Origin of the sequence: Paenibacillus vini, from assembly GCF_018403325.1 — a bacterium.
Lineage (GTDB): Bacteria > Bacillota > Bacilli > Paenibacillales > Paenibacillaceae > Fontibacillus > Fontibacillus vini.
Genome location: NZ_BOSL01000015.1, coordinates 38,965 through 57,718, shown reverse-complemented (window position 1 = coordinate 57,718; position 18,754 = coordinate 38,965). Strand labels below are relative to the sequence as shown.

Here is an 18,754-nt window from a genome sequence, read left to right as displayed (position 1 = left end):
CACAATATACCTATTCATCACCCCACAAAGTAACATAAATTCTCGACTGCAGATCTCGTACTTTGCGGGACCCGGACACAAAATCATAAAAAAAGGGTGAACCGAATGAAAAACAGTAAAATGCTCGGTATGGTTCTAACAATGGCTCTATTGGCCTCAGCCACGGCAGTCGGTACCGCGGGAGCCGCCGTCAGTACAAAAGCCGGGAATGCGGGGACCAAAGCAACAGTTGCCCAAAGCAAAACGGTAACCGTTAAACTTACCGTCGATGGTACTCAAGTCTCCGTTAAAGCAGTGACATCCGGGAAAACAACGCTTTACTCGCTACGGGATCTGGCAAACGCTTTGGGCGCCGATATCAAGCTTAGCGGAGGCAGTTTGGTTATCAAGGATGCATCCCAACAGTACGAATTAAGCCTTAAAATCGGCTCCAAGGATTACAGTGTAAACGGAGAAACCGGGCAATTCGGAACGGCCCCGCAACAAATTGGCGGAACGGTTTACGTCGAACTGTCGTCTGTAGTTGAAGCGTTGGGCGGAGAACTGCTGCCTTCAAAGGGACTTCTTAGTGTAGGCCGCTTGTCCGGACAATTTGATCTGCCGTTTTTTGATGCCGCAGGGAACGTGATTGCCGCGAAAGAGGATGGAGAAGTGCCGCAATTGATCAAGCTGGATTCGGGTGGCCGATATGAAGTCTTTTCTTCAAATGAAAATGCGGTCGGAGCGGTAGTATCCCCGGATGGATCCCAGGCTGCCTTTACGAGTGAGAGCGGCGGACTTTATTTGCTGAATACGGTTAGCGGGCTGGTGAAGCAGCTCGGTAAAGATACTTCGGTGAAGACGGACCTGTTCTGGTCCAAGGACGGGAAGAGCATTTATTTTATCCAAGGGGACAAACAGGAGAAGATTGCATACATAAGCGTGGATACAGGCAAAGTGACCGAGGTGCTGGCGGATAAAGTGGAGAACAAATCCGGCGTACAGGTTAGTGAAGATGGAAAAAAAGTGATCTATTTCGTACAAGTGACGGGAAAAGCTGAAACGGATAAAGAAGGCACGGAGGAGTCGCTTAAAATCGACTATTCCAACGCCGGTACTCAAGTGTTCTCGCTGGACCTTGCCACCAAAGATTCCAAGCCTCGTCAGTTGACCAAGGATAGTTACAATAAGCTGTACCTTTCCCTGCTGGCGGACGGCAGAGCCATTTACGTAAGCGCCGATCCGGATGGCGTGATTCAGAACAGCGTGCTGAAGGTCGTTTCTGCGGACGGAAATAACGTAACGGATTTGGCGGCTGATTTGGATGTCGTCTCGGCTGTGGTGTCGGGAGGCAAACTATTCGTGCTGGCAGCGTCGGACAACGGCAGTAAGGTATATGAAGTGGCTTCATCGGGCGCTAAAACCGAACTGTACAGTACGGATAAAGATGTCACCGAATTAACGGTTTCCAAAACTGGGGCCATCGCGTTGATTTCCGAAGGCAAAGTTGTGCTGGTACAGGACGGCAAAGGAATGGAATTAACCAAATAGACCGAAATCGGGAGGAGAATCATCCATGAAATTATTTAAAAAATTATCATTGCTCACAGTAGCGTCTGCTTTATTACTATCATCGGCGATCGCGGGTACGGCCGGAGCCAAAGACACTTTGAAAGGTAAAATCACCATCAATGGTTCGACAGCATTACTGCCGCTCACTTTGCAGGCGGGAAAGGAATTCCAAAAACTCCATCCGAAGGTTAAAATCTCTGCCAGCGGGAAAGGTTCCGTTACCGGCCCGCAGGCCGTAAAGAAAGGAATCGCCGATATCGGAGCATGCGACTGGGATGCCAGCGTTGATGTGCCCGGATTTAAAGCGTTCGACGGTCAAGTGGCCAACAAGGTCGCCGTCATTCCGTTTGCCACGATCGTAAACAAAAGCGTAAAAGTCGACAACTTGACCACCGAGCAGCTTAAGGGCATCTATTCCGGCAAAATTACGAACTGGAAGGACGTTGGCGGAGAAGATGAGGACATTGTGGTAATCACCCGTTCCTTCGGTTCCGGCACGCGCGTCAATTACCAGGCTAAAGCGCTGGGCGGCGGCGACATCGTGAAAAAAGAAAAGAACTACAAAGAAGTCGGATCCAGCGGCGACATGAAGACAGCTGTGGCAACGACTCCGAATTCGATCGGTTACATCGACCTTACGTACATCAGCGGCAGCGACATTAAAGCTGTGAAACATGACGGCGTTGCGGCGACTACCGAAAACGTCATTAACGGCAAATACAAAATCTGGTCCTACGGTTACTACATGACCAAGGGTGAGCCAACCGGGGCGACCAAAGCGTTTATCGAATACGTGCAAAGCAAAAAATTCCAAGAAAGCTCTCTGAAAAAGCTCAAATTCATTCCGATCTCCGCCATGAAATAATCTTGTTATCGTAACCCGGCCAGCCCTGAACTTCGGGGCTGGCCGCTGTATGGGAGGAAACTATCGTGAGCATGCCAGTTCATCAAGCCGGCAACCTGGAGGGCGCAGACTCGGCTCCTATGCCCAATCGCCGTAGGACCAGACGGTTTAACAAGGCGTTTTTTTTAAACAAGCTTTTTAAAAATTACTTTTTGTTCAGCATTTTGACTCTTTGTGCCGTTCTGGCACTGGTTATCTTCTTTATAGGAAGAACAGCGATTCTTGTGTTCGGGGACGTTTCTCCGGCCGAGTTCTTCTTCTCGCTGGACTGGACGCCGGAAGAGGGGCGATTCGGAGCCGCTCTGTTTATTTTAAATACGCTGTCTTTAACTTTGCTGACTTTGATTATGGCTGTTCCCATTTCCGTTGGGCTTGCAATTCTTATGGCGGAGATTGCGCCGAAATGGATGAAAAAGGCCATCCGGCCCGTTCTGGATCTGCTCGTGGGCATACCCTCGATCGTCTACGGTTATCTCGGATTAACCGTCCTGCTTCCATTCCTGCGTGAACTGAGCGGCGAAGGATTAGGGGACGGCTTGTTGGCGGCCGCCATCGTGCTGACGATCATGATTTTGCCGACGATCAGCCGAATTAGCGACGATGCGATCGGAGCCGTCCCGAAAAAATACCGCGAGGCCGCCTATGCGCTTGGGTCAACCCGTCTTCAGGTCATTTTCAGGGTTGTCTTGCCGGCGGCCGGCCGGGGGATCGTGGCCGCGGTGATTCTCGGGATGACTCGGGCCATCGGGGAAACCATGGCCGTAGTTATGGTGATCGGAAATACGCCTCAGTTGGCTAAAACATTATTTACGCCCTCATCAGTGCTGACGAGCAATATCGTGATGCAAATCTCGAACGTCGAGTTTGATTCGGCATGGAATTACGCTCTGCATATGATGGCTTTCCTGCTGCTCCTCATTTCCTTCGCGCTCATTCTGGTTATCCGATACCTTGGAAGAAAGGGAGGGGCTGAATCATGAACCGGTTTAGCGCATCAAGAAAACAGATTCGCGCTCTGCGATTGGACCGGATCGCAACGGCTTGTTTTTACGGGCTCGGCGCGCTGGTACTGCTCCTGATTTTTTGGCTCTTGTTCACGATTTTGGGGAAGGGATTACCGGGAATTACTCTGTCTTTCCTGACCAAGCTCCCCGAAGAAATCGATCCTGGCGGCGGTATCGGCCCCATGCTGTTCAATTCCTTCTACGTGCTGATCTTGTCGTTAATCATTTCTATCCCGATCGGGGTAGGGGCCGGCATTTATATGGCCGAATATGCACCGAAGAATCGGTTTACGGAAGTGCTTCGCATCTGCGTCGAGTCGCTGTCCTCCGTTCCGTCCATCGTCTTCGGCCTATTGGGCTTAGCGATCTTCGCCGAGCTGCTCGGCATCGGTCTGACGATTCTGGGCGGCGCGGTAAGCCTTGCTTTTCTTAATCTGCCGATGCTGGCACGGGTAACGGAGGAAGCCGTCCGGGCGGTTCCGGACGATCTTCGTAACGCTTCGTATGCGCTCGGCGCGACGAAGTTCGAGGTGATCCGGTCCGTCGTTCTGCCTGTGGCGATGGATGGTATTGTCACCGGCATCTGTCTTGTGGCCGGGCGGGCTTTTGGGGAATCGGCTGTCATTATTTTGACAGCAGGCCTTAGTACATCCGGTGAGATGTGGGACTTCAATTTATTCTCGCCGGGCGAGACGTTGGCGGTCCATCTTTGGTATGTCAACTCCGAGGCAATCGTGGAGGATGCCCGTCAGATTGCGGATAAGTCCGCAGCGGTGCTGGTTTTCGTGGTGCTGCTGATCAATCTGTTATTCCGCGTGCCGCTTTGGTTTAACAACCGGAAGTTAAAACGCTAAAAAAAATCGCTGTATTCGCAAGTGGCGGGGGATGGTTACCCTCTCTTGCAATACAGCGGTTTTTTATTTGTTCAGGGTTGTGAGACTTATGGGATCTGTGGGACCACAATGATACTTTCCGGCATGTTATTCTGCTTTTTGCAACTGCTGGCGGATGTCTTTTTCCAATGCTTCCGGCTCGGTGCGGGCACTGTACTGTTTGATGATATTGCCTTGACGGTCGATGAGGAATTTGACGAAGTTCCACTCGATATCGCCTGTACGGTAAGGCTCAGGGGTGTTTTCTACCAAATAGTTGTATAACGGATGAGCGTTTTCGCCCTTCACGTCGATTTTACTGAACATCGGGAAGGTTACCTGATAGTTCAAGTCGCAGAAGTTTTTAATCTCTTCCTCAGTCCCGGGCTCCTGCCCGGCGAACTGGTTGCAGGGAAAACCGAGCACGGTGAAGCCCTGATCCTTATAAGTGCTGTATAGGTGCTGCAGCCCTTTGTAATGCGGGGTCAGTCCGCAGGCGCTGGCCGTGTTGACAATCAGCAGAACCTGACCTTTGTACGGCTCGAGCGTGGTTTCTTTTCCGTCGATGGTATTTACTTGGAAATTATGTATCGATTGACTCATTCTATCGCCTCCATTTTTATGTAATATCTTCAATTTTAACTGATTAGTAGGACGAAACTCAATTTGGCGTGAAATAGACTTAAAAGTGTAAAAAATATGAAAGTAAATCATTGGAGTACGTATGTCGATTCCGGTTATAATTTAGGAAGATATTCTTTTGAAATAGAAATCGGAACCGGTTGAAAATGGAGGCGGGAAGATGGCCAGGAAATCAAGAAAAGTGACTATCGTGGGGTCAGGTCTCGTCGGGGCGGCCTGTGCATATTCGATGATCAATCAGTCCATCTGCGATGAGATCATGATGGTGGATCGGACCTATGACCGCGCGGTGGCCCAGGCGCTGGATTTATCGCATTGCATGGATTTCACTTCCACCCGGACAAAAGTCCATGCCGGTAATCTGGAGGATTGCAGGGATGTCGACGTAGTCGTACTGACCGCCGGCTCCAATCCAAAGCCGGGGCAAACGAGACTGGATGTACTGGAGGACGCGAAAAAAATCACCTCGGACATCGTATCCCGGATCATGAGCAGCGGTTTTGACGGCGTGTTTGTCGTGGCCGCGAATCCGGTGGATATCGTGACTTATATTGTACGTGAGGCTTCCGGACTTCCTCGTCACAAAGTGATCGGCACAGGAACCTCTCTGGACTCGGCGCGATTGAAAACCCTGTTGTCCGACGTTTTCTCCATCGACCCCCGCAGCGTAAACGGGTATGCGCTAGGAGAGCATGGCGAGTCGCAATTTGTGGCCTGGTCCCACGTTACGATCGGCGGGAAGCCGATATTGCAAATCCTTGACCAGCATAAGGAACGTTTCAAAGATGTGGATCTTAACGAGATCGCGCGCAAAACGAAGGATGCGGGATGGGAGATTTTCACGCGGAAGGGCAACACTCAGTTTGGAATAGGGAATGCGCTCGCCTACATCGTACGTTCCATTCTGAATGATGAACATAAGATTATCGCCATTTCCGCCATTCTCGAAGGCGAGTACGGACAAAGCGGCGTTTGCGCCGGCGTCCCGGCTATCATCGGAGAAGGCGGCATCCAGGAAGTGGTGGAGCTCAATTTGACAGATGAGGAGCAACAGAAATTCGACGATTCCTGTTCCATATTGCGAAGCGCCATTCAGGATCTTCCCCGGAAGGGTGAATAACTGCCGGTTGTGCTGATAAATACAGTTAGTAGCTGGTGGCGGTTAGAAGCTGTCAATTGGATATTTCCAATGGGGCAGCTTCTTTTTTAGACTTGTAAGGACCTTCATTGGATATTTCCAATGAATTCTGCGGAGAATCACAGTTTATATATTTAATCTGAGCTTGTCATTGGATAATTCCAATTAACGGTGAAAAATAGGCTGAAAGTACCCATCTTCATTGGAAATATCCAATAGGGCGATTTCGCCCCAGCGCGAGCCTCCGCTCGGCCCATCCTGCTAAACGCGGATAGCCTCGCTCCGACGAACCCCTGAGGGGTTCTCACCCCCAGGGACGAAAAAAAGCCGGTTCGCAATGAACCGGCTCTTATTTACGTCCCAGGAGGGATTCGAACCCCCGACCGACGGCTTAGAAGGCCGTTGCTCTATCCAGCTGAGCTACTGGGACATGACATATAAAACAAAAAACAGAAGCAAAAAATATATTATCACAGTCAGATAGTATATGCAATAGGTTAATTGCTATCTTGGACGGAGAAGTACAATTGAAGACTGATTTTTGTCTTCTATATTCTCTATGCTATAATCTCAAATGAATTAGACCGGACGAAGGGAGGCCCCATTATTAGCGGTAATCATCAGAGCGAGAATGACAACAACGTTGTTTTATTTCCAAAAACTTTGGATTTTTATCAAATAGAGCTAACTAGGATGCTGGAGACGGAGCGTTATTCTGAAGCTTCGGAGCTCCTTCAATTTTTGCTGCAATGCCAGGGACAGGACCCGAGGCTTTACGAAGAATGGCAGGCTTTGCTGGACTGGCTGACCGATGCTTTTCCCATGCTGCAGGGGAGTGAATCCGGCGGTTACGAGGACGATGAAGAAGGCGAGGAATCCATGGCCAGGCAGCATGTTGAAGCAAAGCTTGCGGAAGATGTAAATTACGCCGACAAGCTTCTTCATACGGTTATGGAGAAACCGATGTCCGAGCACACGTTTCTGGCCTTGGAGCAATTGTCCTATCTGGACAAGCCGGAAGTTGACGAGGCGCTCATCGGCTGGCTGCAAAGCACAGAATTGCATCCTCTGCTGCAATACCGGGTTTTGCAAACGCTGCGACGCAGGGGGACTCAAGGCTTGATACGGTTTTTTCGTTCCGGCGAGCATGTAGAGATCGAGATTGAAACGGTGCCGATCAGGCCGGAAGAATTTCCGCAGCCGGTTCAGACTGTTTTGGAGCGGGTTGGGGACCAGACGCAGGTGCATGATCCGACTCTGTTTTATTTTGCACAGGAGCTGTGGACTCAATTTGTAATGGCAATCTATGGAACGATGGATTACAAATCGCTGCTGGTCGAAGAGGAAGCCATGATCGACATCTGGGCGGCGGCGCTGCATCAAACGGTGGCCGACAGCCTGCCCGGCGGAATCGGTGACGAGGAGCTGCGCAATCTATATGGAATTACGGACAGCCTGCGTCTTCGTTACGAGCAGGCGTACCGCTCCATGCGCCAATTCGTGGCGGCCGGCGCCAACGGTTAAACTATTTTTTTGAAAAATATCCTATAATGCGGCTGCGATGCCATGGAACGGGCCTTGTAAAAAGCTGTATTGTTGTTTATAATGTAGTGGTTATTCTGAACGTGGACTAAGACAGCTATACTGAAACCAAGGTAGCTGCTTTATCGCGCGATTCGGTTTCAGTATTTTAAGTATAGTGAAATTTGGAGGGGAAGGCATAAAATGAAAGCAACTTGGGAAAAAATAGAGAAGAACCTCGGCGTACTCGAGGTCGAAGTGGAAGCGGAACGTGTTACCGCTGCACTGGATAAAGCTTTTCAAAAAGTAGTAAAGAAAGTAAACGTACCTGGATTCCGTAAGGGTAAAGTACCTCGGGCTATTTTTGAGTCCCGCTTCGGCGTGGAAAGCTTGTACCAAGACGCCATCGATATTTTGCTTCCTGAAGTTTATACTGAAGCGGTTGATCAAACTGATATTTTCCCGGTAGACCGCCCGGAAGTGGACGTAGAACAATTCGCAAAAGGACAAGCTTTCAAATTTAAAGCCAAAGTAACTGTTAAACCTGAAGTGAAGCTTGGCGATTACAAAGGAATCGAAGTTCCTGCAACTGACGTTGAAGTCAGCGAAGAAGAACTGAGCGAAGAGCTTACTCGTATGCAAGAGCGTCATGCTGAACTCGTTGTCATCGACGAAGAAGCTGCACAAAACGGAGATACTGTCGTAATTGACTTCGACGGTTCCGTAGACGGCGTTCCATTTGAAGGCGGCAAAGCTGAGCGTTACTCGCTCGAACTTGGCAGCAACACTTTCATTCCTGGGTTTGAAGAGCAAGTTGTGGGTCTTGCAACAGGCGACTTCAAGGACGTAACCGTTACTTTCCCGGAAACTTACCATGCTGAAGAATTGGCAGGTAAAGAAGCGGTATTTAAAGTAAAAGTTCACGAAATCAAGCGCAAACAGCTTCCTGAACTGGACGATGAGTTTGCTAAAGATGTTAGTGAATTCGACACTTTGGACGAGTATAAAGAAGACCTGAAGAAACAATTGCAATCCCGTAAGGAAAAAGAAGGCGAAGCAGAACGCGAGCGCGTACTCGTCGACAAAATCGGCGAAAACGCAGAAGTTGAAATTCCGCAAGCTATGATCGATAGCGAAGTTCAAAACATGGTTCGCGATTTCGACAACCGTCTTCGTGCTCAAGGCATGAACCTGGATATGTTCCTTGGTTTCTCCGGCCAAACGATTGAAGACCTGCAAGGTCAGATGACGAACGATGCCGAGAAACGCGTACGCAACAACCTGGTTCTGGAGCAAATCGCCAAAGCCGAGAAGATCGAAGCTACGGAAGAAGAAATCAACAAAGAGCTTCAGGATATGGCCGATGCTTACAAACGCAGCCCTGAAGAAATCCGTAACATTCTTGCCGCTAACGGTTCCCTGGGCAGCTTGAATGAGGATGTGCTTCTTCGCAAAACGATTCAATTCCTGATCGAGAACGCGAAAGAAGTTCCAGCAGAAAAAGCTGAGAAATCGGAAGAATCCGAAAAACCAGCCAAGAAAACAACAAAAAAAGCAGCAGCTAAAGCCGAGCCAAAAGCAGAGGAAGAAACTGCAGCTGAAGATAAGTAAGACGTAGAAAAATTGTCATTCCGTGCTCGAGCAACTCGCGGAGTAATAACACAAGCAAATGTTAAGGCACGTATATATAAAATGCGTGCCTTAATTTTTCACTTTTCGACATACAATTATTTCCAAGTGGTTATCCGGACAAACCTCCGGTTACATATTGTATTCCCAAGGACATAAACTGTAATGTGTGAAAAATGACATGCGCCTTTGAACGTGATAAAATATGTTTGGGCATAAGAAATTTCAAAAAAGAAAAGAGGTTGGTCACATGAGTCTGGTACCTATGGTCGTAGAACAAACTAACCGGGGAGAACGGTCTTACGATATATATTCGAGACTGCTCAAGGATCGCATTATTTTTCTCAGCAACGCGATTGACGATGACGTAGCCAATCTCGTGATTGCCCAATTGTTGTTTTTGGCCGCGGAAGATCCGGAAAAAGACATTCATCTGTACATTAACTCTCCAGGTGGTTCTGTTACTGCCGGGATGGGTATATATGATACGATGCAATATATCAAACCTGATGTGTCGACCATCTGCATGGGTATGGCTGCCAGCATGGGTTCGCTTTTGCTTACGGCAGGCGCTCCCGGCAAGCGTTACGCGCTTCCAAACAGCGAAGTGATGATTCATCAGCCGCTCGGAGGAATTCAAGGTCAAGCGGCGGATATCAAAATTCATGCCGATTGGATTATCAAGACACGTGAGAAGCTGAATCAGATCTATGTGGACCGGACGGGTCAACCCCTTGAAAAAATTCAGCGCGATACGGATCGCGATTTCTTTATGAGCGCGGAAGAGGCTAAGGCCTACGGGATCATCGACCAGGTCATCAACAAGCCCATTAAATCTTAAAGGGGTGTTTACATGTTTAAGTTCAACGACGAAAAAGGACAGTTGAAATGCTCGTTCTGCGGCAAATCGCAGGAACAAGTCCGGAAACTCGTTGCCGGACCGGGCGTTTATATATGCGACGAATGTATCGAATTGTGCACGGAAATCGTGGAAGAGGAACTCGGCCATGAAGAGGAGCTCGATCTGAAAGAGATTCCGAAGCCGAAGGAAATCCGCGACATTCTGGATCAATACGTAATCGGGCAGGAACAGGCGAAAAAGTCTCTTTCCGTTGCCGTTTACAACCATTACAAGCGCGTAAATACACAAAGCAAAATCGAAGACGTCGAGCTGCAAAAGAGTAACATTCTCTTGCTTGGACCTACGGGTTCCGGTAAGACGCTGTTAGCGCAGACGATGGCTAAAATTTTGAATGTGCCGTTTGCGATTGCCGATGCGACTTCCCTTACGGAAGCCGGTTATGTCGGTGAAGACGTAGAGAACATCCTGCTGAAGCTGATTCAAGCTGCCGATTATGATGTGGAGAAGGCGGAACGCGGCATTATTTATATCGATGAAATCGATAAAGTGGCGCGCAAGTCGGAAAATCCATCCATCACCCGCGACGTTTCCGGGGAAGGCGTACAACAGGCTCTCCTGAAGATTCTGGAAGGTACAGTTGCTTCCGTTCCTCCGCAAGGCGGACGCAAGCACCCTCACCAGGAATTTATTCAAATCGATACGACGAACATTTTGTTTATTTGTGGCGGTGCCTTTGACGGCCTGGAGCAGATGATCAAACGCCGGATCGGTAAAAAGGTCATCGGCTTCAACGCCGTCAGCGATGGACAAAAGGATTTGAAACCAGGCGAATACTTGTCGATGGTATTGCCGGAAGACTTGCTGAAATTCGGTTTGATTCCCGAATTCGTCGGTCGTTTGCCGGTTATCTCGACATTGGAGCCATTGGACGAGAAGACTTTGGTCCGCATTCTGGCCGAGCCGAAGAATGCTTTGGTGAAGCAGTATCAAAAGCTTCTTGAGCTGGACAACGTGAATCTCCAGTTCGAACCGAAAGCGCTGGAAGCGATCGCCCGCGAAGCGATCAAACGTAACACCGGCGCCCGCGGACTTCGGGCCATCATCGAAGGCATTATGCTGGATGTGATGTATGAGGTGCCTTCCCGCGACGACATTACGGATTGCGTTATTACCGAAAAGGTCGTTCAAGAGAAAACGGTGCCTGAGCTAGAGGACAAAAAAGACAAGAAACAAGAAGAGAGCGCGTAAGGCTTAGCCGAATCCGCGACAAAATAAATGCCGAAATCTCCATCTTTGCAACAAAGAGGTTCTTTTTTCGACCTCTTTATGCAGGGGTGGAGCTTTGGCGTTATGGGGGAGACCTGAAATGTTCCTGAGACAAGATACGCGGCCGGTCAAGGTCGGGAATCTGACGATCGGCGGAAGTAATGAAGTGATCATCCAGAGTATGTGTACGACCAAAACGGCGGATGTTGCCGCTACGGTGGCGGAAATTCACCGTTTAGAGGAAGCCGGCTGCCAGGTGGTACGTGTGACGGTAAATAATGAGGAAGCGGCGGCAGCAATCAAAGAGATCAAGAAGCAGATCCATATTCCACTCGTCGCTGATATTCATTTTAACTATAAATTGGCCTTAATGGCCATTGAGAACGGAATCGACAAGGTCCGGATCAATCCGGGTAACATCGGTCGCCGTGAAAAGGTTGAAGCTGTAGTAAAAGCTTGCAAGGAGCGCGGGATTCCGATCCGAATCGGCGTTAATGCAGGTTCTCTGGAGAATCACCTGTTGGAGAAATACGGTTATCCGACTCCTGAAGCGATGGTGGAGAGCGCTCTTTTCCATATCGGTATTTTGGAGGAATTGGATTTCCATGACATCATCGTCTCGCTGAAGGCTTCGGATGTGCCGATGGCCATCGCCGCTTACAGCAAGGCTGCTGAGGTCATTCCATATCCGCTGCACCTTGGGATTACGGAAGCCGGAACGCTGTTCTCCGGTACTGTTAAGAGCGCAGCAGGAATCGGAGCGCTGCTGTCCATGGGGATCGGTTCTACGCTGCGCATTTCGCTCAGTGCGGATCCGGTGGAGGAAGTGAAGGTAGCTCGCGAGCTGTTAAAGACATTCGGATTGATTACGAATGCGGCTACCCTGGTTTCCTGTCCTACTTGCGGGCGTCTTGATATCGATTTGTTCTCTATCGCCAACGAGGTGGAAGATTATATCTCGAATCTGAAGGTGCCGATTAAAGTGTCGGTGCTGGGCTGCGCCGTAAATGGTCCCGGCGAGGCTCGCGAAGCCGACATCGGTATCGCGGGTGCACGGGGAGAAGGCCTTCTGTTCCGTTACGGAGAGATGATCCGTAAAGTACCGGAAGCGGATTTGCTCTCCGAGCTGAAAAAGGAAATCGATCATATCGTCGAGGTTTACGAAGCGACGGGAGAGATTCCCGGCCGCAAAGAGCATCGGGCGGTACCGAGTAACTAATATGGATGGATTCGCATATTAATATGCGTGAAATGGAACTGCAGGCTGTATTCTATATACGGCCTGCAGTTTTTTTGTATTTATGGCAAGGGCGATGGTTTCTTAGGGTAGGCGACGGACTCAACGAAGCAGAAAATTTGTGACATACCCCGTTCACTTTCAAACTCCCCGTTTTATGATGGAGCGAAAAGGCTATACTACCAAGTATCAGTTAAAGTGGGGAGGCTCTGTGACAATGGAATTGAGTGTTATTCTGATGTCCGTTCAATTATTTTTTGGCGTAGTGATCGGGATGTATTTCTGGAATCAACTGCGCAGCCAAAAAGGGAACCGTACGGCGGTAGACCGAGAATCGCGCAAGGAAATGGAGAAACTGCGCAAGCTGAGGGCGATATCGCTTACCAAGCCGCTTGCGGAGCGAACGCGTCCCGCTTCATTGACCGATATCGTTGGTCAAAAGGACGGGCTTCGCGCGTTAAAGGCCGCACTCTGCAGTGCCAATCCGCAGCATGTCATCATTTACGGCCCCCCTGGGGTCGGTAAAACCGCCGCGGCCAGGGTAGTCATGGAAGAAGCCAAGAAGAACCCGGCTTCTCCGTTCAAAGCCGAGGCGAAGTTCATGGAGATCGATGCTACGATCGCCAGGTTTGATGAGCGCGGCATTGCGGATCCGCTTATCGGGTCCGTGCATGACCCGATTTATCAGGGAGCCGGGGCCATGGGCGTGGCGGGGATCCCGCAGCCGAAGCCAGGGGCCGTTACAAAGGCTCATGGCGGGATTTTGTTCATCGATGAAATCGGTGAACTGCATTCCATTCAGATGAATAAGCTGCTGAAGGTGCTGGAAGACCGTAAAGTGTACCTGGAAAGCGCCTATTACAATTCGGAAGATACCGGCACACCGGCGTATATTCATGATATTTTCCAGAACGGGCTGCCTGCGGATTTCAGATTAGTCGGTGCGACAACCCGGTCGCCGCAGGAAATTCCGCCCGCGCTTCGTTCGCGCTGCATGGAGATCTACTTTAGGCCGTTGCTGCCAGAGGAAATCTCGCAAATTGCTGAAGACGCCGTGAAGCGAATCGGATTTCAGCCTTGTCCGGAAGCCGTTGACGTTATTAAGAAATATGCGACGAATGGCCGCGAAGCGGTCAATATGGTTCAATTGGCTGCCGGTCTTGCACTGACGGAAAAACGGGATCATCTGCTTGCAGCCGATCTCGAATGGGTAGCGACCAGCAGTCAGCTGACTCCGCGTCCGGACCGTAAAATTCCGACACAGCCTGAAATCGGGGTAGTGAACGGGCTGGCGGTGTACGGCGCCAATATGGGGACGCTGCTTGAGATCGAGGCTACGGCGGTCCCAGTAGAGAAAGGAAAAGGAATCTACAACATCACCGGCGTGGTCGATGAGGAAGAAATCGGCGGCGGCAGCCGCACGCTGCGGCGCAAGAGCATGGCCAAAGGCTCTGTTGAAAATGTGCTGACCGTTTTGAAGCGAATCGGACTCGACCCGTCAGGGTATGACATCCATATCAACTTTCCCGGAGGGACGCCGATCGACGGACCGTCCGCCGGGCTGGCCATTGCGACGGCAATCGCCTCGGCGATCAAACGGATTCCGGTCGATCACCGCGTCGCAATGACCGGAGAAATCGGAATCCACGGCAAAGTGAAGCCGGTCGGCGGGGTTGTCGCCAAAGTGGAAGCTGCCTTTCAGGCTGGAGCCACGACGGTGCTGATTCCGAAGGATAATTGGCAAAGCCTATTCGAAGGGCTGGAAGGACTGCGGGTCATTCCGGTCGAATCCGTGGGAGAAGTGTTCCTGCACGTATTTGGAGAAGAAGCGGAGAAGGACTTTGGATTAATCGCAGGCGGAGAGCTGTTTGCGCCCGCTCCGGCCCCGGCTTCCTTCCTCCATGCGGAATCTCCCCCATCGGGCGGAGTGATGTAACGTCGTGTTTTACTTGGGCGGCTGCCACTTGAGCAGCCGCTCTTCATTGGTGTTTTCATGTAACATTTGCTAAAATAGGAATGATATCTAACGAGAACGTTTGGAGGTGCGAAAGCGATGGGAGCCCATAAATCCAAAGGCCGTCGTTTTCCTTTGCTGCCCTTGCGCGGCCTTCTCGTCTACCCTAGTATGGTGCTGCATTTAGACGTAGGCCGGGAAAAGTCTGTGAAGGCGCTGGAAAAGGCGATGGTCGATGACAATCTGATTCTCCTCTGTTCTCAATCCGAAGTGAACATTGAAGAGCCGACCCAGGAAGATATTTTTCGTATCGGTACCGTAGCGAAGGTCCGGCAGATGCTAAAGCTTCCGAACGGCACGATTCGAGTGCTGGTGGAAGGCATGGAGCGCGCCGAAATCGTGGAATATTTGGTCAATGAAGAATATTACGAGGTAATCGCGGAGGAGCGGCCGGAGGAAGATTCTCTCGATCCGGAAGTGGATGCTCTGATGCGCACGGTGCTTACCCAATTCGAACATTATATCAATTTATCCAAGAAAGTGACTCCGGAGACGCTTGCTGCGGTATCGGACATCGAAGAGGCAGGCCGGCTGGCGGATGTGATCACCAGTCATTTATCTCTCAAGATCAAGGATAAGCAGGAGATTCTGGAGACGATTGATGTCAGAATGCGGCTTGAGAAGCTGCTTGATATTTTGAATAATGAGCGTGAAGTGCTTGAGCTTGAGCGGAAAATCAGCCAGCGCGTCAAGAAGCAGATGGAGAAGACGCAGAAGGAATATTACCTTCGCGAACAGATGAAGGCGATCCAGAAGGAACTTGGCGAGAAGGAAGGGCGCGCCGGCGAGGTAGAGGAACTTCGGGCCCAGCTCGAAGAAAAAAATCTGCCTGAGAAAGTGCGCGAGAAGACGCAAAAGGAAATTGACCGGCTGGAGAAAATGCCGGCAAGTTCCGCCGAGGGCGGAGTCATCCGGAACTATGTGGATTGGTTGCTCAGCTTGCCTTGGGACAATAAGACCGAGGATGACCTCGATCTGGCTAAAGCCGAGCAGGTGTTGAATGAAGACCACTACGGACTTGATAAGCCTAAGGAACGCGTTCTTGAGTATTTGGCCGTTCAGAAGCTGGTCAAGAAGCTGAAGGGTCCGATTCTTTGCCTGGTTGGTCCTCCGGGGGTAGGTAAAACCTCGCTGGCTCGTTCCATCGCCCGTTCGCTGGGCCGGGAATTCGTCCGGATTTCCCTGGGCGGCGTAAGGGATGAGGCCGAAATTCGCGGACACCGCCGCACCTATGTCGGTGCGATGCCGGGCCGCATTATTCAGGGAATGAAGACGGCGGGCACCTTGAATCCGGTCTTCCTGCTGGATGAGATCGACAAGATGGCCTCCGATTTCCGCGGCGACCCTTCGTCGGCCTTGCTTGAAGTGCTCGATCCCGAACAGAACAACACGTTCAGCGATCACTTTATTGAAGTGCCGTTTGATTTGTCGAACGTCATGTTCGTTACGACCGCCAATGCGGTGCATAACATTCCGCGTCCATTGCTCGACCGGATGGAGATGCTTTATATCCCGGGTTACACGGAGCTGGAGAAGCTGCAAATCGCAACCCGTTATCTGCTTCCGAAGCAAAAACGGGAGCATGGGTTGGAGTCGGAACAGCTAGTAATCGGCGAGGATGCCCTTCTGCGAACGATCCGGGAATACACCCGTGAATCCGGGGTGCGGAATCTGGAGCAGCAGGTCGCCGCGCTTTGCCGTAAGGCTGCGAAGAAGGTTGTCTCCGAAGGTTTGGAGCGGATAGAGATCGGTCCCGAAGATATCAAGGATTATTTGGGAGTACCGAAATTCCGCTACGGCATAGCCGAACTGGAAGATCAGATCGGTACGGTAACCGGGCTGGCCTGGACCGAGGTCGGCGGAGAAACGCTGGTGATCGAGGTCACCGTCGTTCCGGGCAGCGGCAAGCTGATTTTGACCGGGAAGCTCGGAGATGTCATGAAGGAATCCGCGCAGGCGGCGTTCAGCTATACACGCTCCAAGGCGTCGGAGCTTGGCATATCTACGGACTTTTACGAAAAAAATGACATCCATATTCATATCCCCGAAGGCGCAATTCCGAAGGACGGCCCATCGGCCGGCATTACGATTGCGACGGCCCTCATCTCGGCATTGACGGGCCGGCATGTATCGAAGGACATTGCGATGACCGGCGAAATTACGTTACGCGGCCGGGTGCTGCCAATCGGCGGATTGAAGGAGAAATCGCTCGCCGCTCACCGGGCGGGCTACAAAAAAATACTGCTGCCGAAAGACAATGAGCGCGATTTGCGCGACATTCCGGACAGTGTGAAGGAAGACGTGGTTTTTGTACCGGTATCCCATATGGATCAGGTGCTGGAGCATGCGCTTGTGGAACAATCCGGACTGCAATAGAGAGGATCGTAACGATGAAAATAACCAACGCAGAGTTTGTGATCAGTGCGGTTGGACCCAGTCAATATCCTGAGGACGCCTTGCCGGAAGTTGCTCTGGCAGGGCGTTCCAACGTGGGGAAATCCTCACTGATCAACCGCATGATCAACCGCAAAAATTTGGCCCGGACAAGCTCGACCCCCGGGAAAACCCAGCATTTGAACTATTACCGCATTAATGATGAGGTCTACTTTGTCGATTTTCCGGGGTACGGCTATGCCAAGGTATCCAAAACACAGCGCGAGGTATGGGGCAAGATGATCGAGAAGTACTTGCTGGAGCGCGAGACGCTTCGGCTTGTCCTGCTCGTGATCGATTTACGGCATCCGCCTTCAAAGGACGACGAATTGATGTACGATTGGCTAAAGCACTATGATCTTCCTGTATGCGTAGTCGCTACAAAAGCCGATAAAATTCCGAAATCCCGGTGGCAAAAGCATTTGAAAGTCATCAGGGAGGCGCTAGTCCTGCGCGCAGGTGATCAAATCATTATGTTTTCGTCCGAGGAAGGCATGGGTCGGGATGAACTTTGGTCCGCGATTTCCTCGTTTGCTTTCCCGGATAGTCTGGACGAGACATTGGAATAAACAGGAGGAAATAGCCTGAATCGATGGATCGAGAAGGGATTTGAAGAATGATCGGCAGGAAAGTGAGCATGCAAGGGGATTTTTACAGCTAAAAACGGATTAATCCGGTTTATTCTGAAAAATGGCAGGATTTCACGTTTTAACCGCTGAGCAAATGATTTAATGAGTAGTGTATAATTATTTAAAAGGATTAAAAGAATTGAGGAGATTTTTATGGCTCAGCGGTTAGCCACAGAGTATGTTAATGCCAGTTTGCGTTTGTCGGAAGTCCAGATGTCGCAGTTTATTCACAAAGTGTATGATCCTCATGTCCGCCAGCGAGTGAAGGTGCTGGAGAACGGCAGTCAAGAGGTGGTGCTGGAGGATGACGGCGGGGAAGAAGTCCATCTGCCTTTTGACCGCAGGGACGGTTATTATGTCTGTGAATTGTCTTTCCGCTTGGAAAAACCCCATTTAACAAATGTCATGAGACTTTTGTTCGCCGCTTTCAAGGGCTCCGGAATGGTTACGAGAATTTATAACGGATTCATGATGATGTATTATTATCAGGATGGCCGGGTCCGCAAAATCGTGGAGTACTCCAAGGATTCGTACAAATTGGTGTTTGAGTTAAAGGATAGTTTAGGGGAATTGCAAAGGATCTATCGGAATAATGATGTGGAACGGGAGATTGAATACATTCACGGCAGCATCAATACCCTGCTCGACAAACGCATTATCGCTAATGACCCCGATGCCGTGAACCGGATTGACGACGAGCTTCGCGGACATACCCGCCGATTATTCGCCTTGGAAGCATAACGCCAATCACACAATTGAATAACAATTCAGGCCCGTCGAACAGAGTCCACTTTTCGGCGGGTTTTTTCATGCCGAAAGTCTGAAAAACAGCGTGTTTACGCACAATCCGGCAGGAAGAAGAATAATATTTACCTGGGGCCAAAAAAGTGTTGCATTTGTCCCCGATAGATGTTATTTTTAATCTCGTTGAAAAGAATATAGGAACCAGGATTCACTCAGGACATGGAGATGTTGCGAGAGATATTTCCCTCGGGAAGTGAATGACGTAGGTCCTAGCGGATGAAATTTTTTCAAACATTTTATTCCTAGGA

The 18,754-nt window shown here is 50.3% G+C and carries 15 protein-coding genes and 1 tRNA gene; 14 read left to right on the top strand and 2 right to left on the bottom strand.

Going from position 1 to position 18,754, the window contains the following annotated elements:
- The first annotated feature begins 105 nt into the window (after nt 1–105).
- The 4 genes from KJS57_RS20010 to pstA all read left to right on the top strand — a co-directional run bounded on the left by KJS57_RS20010 (nt 106) and on the right by pstA (nt 4,313).
- A complete protein-coding gene (locus tag KJS57_RS20010) occupies nt 106–1,530 on the top strand; it encodes a stalk domain-containing protein (RefSeq protein ID WP_213656110.1) in 1,425 nt (474 codons plus the stop codon).
- Nucleotides 1,531–1,555: 25 nt separating this feature from the next.
- A complete protein-coding gene (locus KJS57_RS20005) occupies nt 1,556–2,416 on the top strand; it encodes a phosphate ABC transporter substrate-binding protein (RefSeq protein WP_213656109.1) in 861 nt (286 codons plus the stop codon).
- A 119-nt stretch (nt 2,417–2,535) separates the two neighbouring features.
- Nucleotides 2,536–3,435 carry a phosphate ABC transporter permease subunit PstC gene (gene pstC / locus KJS57_RS20000; protein WP_244861646.1) on the top strand — a complete coding sequence of 300 codons (900 nt, stop codon included), beginning with the start codon at nt 2,536–2,538 and terminating at the stop codon, nt 3,433–3,435.
- Nucleotides 3,432–4,313 carry a phosphate ABC transporter permease PstA gene (gene pstA, locus KJS57_RS19995; RefSeq protein ID WP_211023289.1) on the top strand — a complete coding sequence of 294 codons (882 nt, stop codon included), beginning with the start codon at nt 3,432–3,434 and terminating at the stop codon, nt 4,311–4,313. Before pstC ends, pstA begins: the two co-directional genes overlap by 4 nt.
- 126 nt (nt 4,314–4,439) lie before the next feature.
- Here the strand turns inward: pstA and KJS57_RS19990 are convergent, their stop codons facing one another.
- A complete protein-coding gene (locus KJS57_RS19990) occupies nt 4,440–4,934 on the bottom strand; it encodes a glutathione peroxidase (RefSeq protein ID WP_213656108.1) in 495 nt (164 codons plus the stop codon).
- 199 nt (nt 4,935–5,133) lie between these two features.
- Between KJS57_RS19990 and KJS57_RS19985 the strand changes: the two genes are divergently transcribed.
- Entirely contained in the window at nt 5,134–6,093 is a 960-nt protein-coding gene (locus KJS57_RS19985) for an L-lactate dehydrogenase (RefSeq protein ID WP_213656107.1), read from the top strand.
- A gap of 374 nt (nt 6,094–6,467) precedes the next feature.
- Here KJS57_RS19985 and KJS57_RS19980 read toward each other — a convergent pair.
- Nucleotides 6,468–6,541, bottom strand: a tRNA-Arg gene (locus KJS57_RS19980).
- Between the two features lie 263 nt (nt 6,542–6,804).
- Between KJS57_RS19980 and KJS57_RS19975 the strand changes: the two genes are divergently transcribed.
- The 9 genes from KJS57_RS19975 to KJS57_RS19935 all read left to right on the top strand — a co-directional run bounded on the left by KJS57_RS19975 (nt 6,805) and on the right by KJS57_RS19935 (nt 18,443).
- Nucleotides 6,805–7,635 (top strand): hypothetical protein, encoded by an 831-nt coding sequence (locus tag KJS57_RS19975; protein WP_244861641.1) that lies wholly within the window; start codon nt 6,805–6,807, stop codon nt 7,633–7,635.
- Between the two features lie 201 nt (nt 7,636–7,836).
- Nucleotides 7,837–9,243, top strand: a complete 1,407-nt coding sequence (gene tig / locus KJS57_RS19970) for a trigger factor (RefSeq protein ID WP_211023283.1) — start codon at nt 7,837–7,839, stop codon at nt 9,241–9,243.
- Nucleotides 9,244–9,511: 268 nt separating this feature from the next.
- Nucleotides 9,512–10,102: an ATP-dependent Clp endopeptidase proteolytic subunit ClpP gene (clpP, locus tag KJS57_RS19965; protein ID WP_211023281.1), complete on the top strand. Its 591-nt coding sequence runs from the start codon at nt 9,512–9,514 to the stop codon at nt 10,100–10,102.
- A gap of 12 nt (nt 10,103–10,114) precedes the next feature.
- Complete coding sequence (gene clpX / locus KJS57_RS19960; protein ID WP_211023279.1) at nt 10,115–11,371, top strand: ATP-dependent protease ATP-binding subunit ClpX; 1,257 nt, start codon at nt 10,115–10,117, stop codon at nt 11,369–11,371.
- Nucleotides 11,372–11,489: 118 nt separating this feature from the next.
- Nucleotides 11,490–12,608: a flavodoxin-dependent (E)-4-hydroxy-3-methylbut-2-enyl-diphosphate synthase gene (gene ispG / locus KJS57_RS19955; RefSeq protein ID WP_213656106.1), complete on the top strand. Its 1,119-nt coding sequence runs from the start codon at nt 11,490–11,492 to the stop codon at nt 12,606–12,608.
- A 235-nt stretch (nt 12,609–12,843) separates the two neighbouring features.
- The gene (gene lonB, locus KJS57_RS19950) at nt 12,844–14,562 is read left to right on the top strand and encodes an ATP-dependent protease LonB (RefSeq protein WP_213656105.1); all 1,719 of its coding nucleotides are present in this window, start codon (nt 12,844–12,846) and stop codon (nt 14,560–14,562) included.
- Nucleotides 14,563–14,679: 117 nt separating this feature from the next.
- Complete coding sequence (gene lon / locus KJS57_RS19945; RefSeq protein ID WP_213656104.1) at nt 14,680–17,016, top strand: endopeptidase La; 2,337 nt, start codon at nt 14,680–14,682, stop codon at nt 17,014–17,016.
- 14 nt (nt 17,017–17,030) lie between these two features.
- Nucleotides 17,031–17,642, top strand: coding sequence for a ribosome biogenesis GTP-binding protein YihA/YsxC (gene yihA, locus KJS57_RS19940; RefSeq protein WP_211023270.1), 612 nt, complete (start codon nt 17,031–17,033; stop codon nt 17,640–17,642).
- Between the two features lie 213 nt (nt 17,643–17,855).
- Nucleotides 17,856–18,443 (top strand): non-ribosomal peptide synthetase module, encoded by a 588-nt coding sequence (locus tag KJS57_RS19935; protein WP_213656103.1) that lies wholly within the window; start codon nt 17,856–17,858, stop codon nt 18,441–18,443.
- The last annotated feature ends 311 nt before the right edge of the window (nt 18,444–18,754 follow it).